A 1,676-nucleotide genomic window follows, 5' to 3' on the forward strand; every position below is an offset into this window, starting at 1 on the left:
ATGCATCGTCCTCCACCTCAGATGAAGATCCACAGAACACGCCCTAGCCTGTCGGCGCCATCGCCCCCGCTCGGTGGCGTGCCGCCGACACCCCGGTGTTGGCGCTCGCCGCAGACCTGGTCACCGCCGCGATGTCGGCTCTGCTCACGCGGTTGTCGGTATTGTCACCGAGTACCGCGATCTGCTCGGCCAGCGGCAGCTTCTGCCACTGCGGCGACACCGGCCCGACGTGCCCGGGAAGGGCGGGCTCGTCCTTCGTCACCGCCAGCGTGGCACCGACCGGGCCACGCGCCGCGACGGTGCCGTACATGTTGCCGGTCCACTGGCGGACGCCGTAGTACTCCGACCCGACCCATTGCGACAACAGGATGTGGGAGTTCGCCAACGTCGAGTACGGATGCACGATCGGCGCGTAGATGTTCTGGGCCTGCGCGTAGGTCACCTGGGTCTTCGGGGCGGTCCACAGGCCTGTCGGGTACGTCGCCGTCTGGGTGACCGCGCCGCGGCCGCCGTTGAGGAACGACAACACGACCCGCCCCTCGATGACCTGTGCCGACAACTCGCCGATGGCTTCGTTGCGACTCGGTGCGTTGATGATCGGCGTGATCGGCCCGTACTGGCGCCAGTCCCAGCGACCGGAGCCGTCGACGCCCCAGAAGCGGTACTGGCTGTAGTTCCACATCTTGTCCCACGGCACCCGCATGAGGTGGATGCCACCGCCATTCCAGCGGCCCTCGTTGGTCCCGTAGACGTAGACGAAGTTCTCACCCGGCCACATGATCATGGTGTTGTTCTGGAACAGGCTCATGTCGCCGCTGTTCCAGTAGTCCATGTTCTCCCGGTTGGTCTCCAGGTTCCACGTGGTGGTCCAGTTCTCCGCGTTGGTGTCGGTGGACGTCCACAGCCGGGAGTACCAGGTGCGCCAACTGCCACCGGCACTGGGGATGCCGCCCTGCTCGGGGATCGCCCAGTCCCGCACACCGAACGTGGTCATGATGTAGCGGCCGTCGGGCAGGTGGATCAGGTCGTTGGGGATCTCGGTGACGACCTGCCCCGGCGTGTTCCTGGCGTAGTCGGGATCGTTGTGCCGATAGGGGATCAACTCCTTGGCCCGTGAGCCACCGATGGCGTTGTCCCAACGGATACCGTTCTGCAGGTCGGTGTTCGACTGGCGCAGCCCGACGGGCGAACGCCACCCGGTGACGTTGACCGGCACCGGCTGGTCGAAGGTGTCGCCGAAGATCGAGATGCAGTAACCGTGGTTGGTCCGTGCCGTGAACCCGAGGTCGGTGCCTCGGAAGCCGAACCGGGCCGTCTCGTTGCCCGTGAGGTCCTTGAGGTAGCCGGCACGCGGTGTGCCGGCTGCGCTGGCCGTCGCGGCGCCGAGCCCGCCGCCGGCGCCGAGCAGTGCGCCGGCGGCCCCCTTGAGGAACGTCGCACGGCTGATGCCGCGGCCCGTCCGTGCTGTCGGATCGGTGCCATCGCCGCTGGTGTGCTCGTCGCGTCGCATTCCGCCCCTTCAGGAGTGACCGCTGTGTGACCACGACGCTACCTACTGTTCCAGAAAACCGGAATGACCAGATTTTGCCAGTGCCGGAACGTCAGTCCTGAAACCGGACAGCAGGTCGGCTAGGGCGTGTTCTGTGGATCTTCATCTGAGGTGGAGGACGATGCAG

At 66.3% G+C, this 1,676-nt stretch carries 1 protein-coding gene; it reads right to left on the reverse strand.

What is annotated here, in order from left to right; genetic code table 11:
• Positions 1–43: 43 nt before the first annotated feature.
• The gene (locus tag ABD223_RS43245; RefSeq protein ID WP_344044167.1) at positions 44–1,510 is read right to left on the reverse strand and encodes a DUF4185 domain-containing protein; all 1,467 of its coding nucleotides are present in this window, start codon (positions 1,508–1,510) and stop codon (positions 44–46) included.
• Between the last annotated feature and the right edge of the window lie 166 nt (positions 1,511–1,676).

Source organism: Saccharothrix xinjiangensis, from assembly GCF_039527585.1.
Taxonomy (GTDB): Bacteria; Actinomycetota; Actinomycetes; order Mycobacteriales; family Pseudonocardiaceae; genus Actinosynnema; species Actinosynnema xinjiangensis.

Excerpts from the sequence above, each read along its gene's own strand:
- ABD223_RS43245 (WP_344044167.1), bottom strand. The coding sequence starts at position 1,510 with ATGCGACGCGACGAGCACACCAGCGGCGATGGCACCGATCCGACAGCA.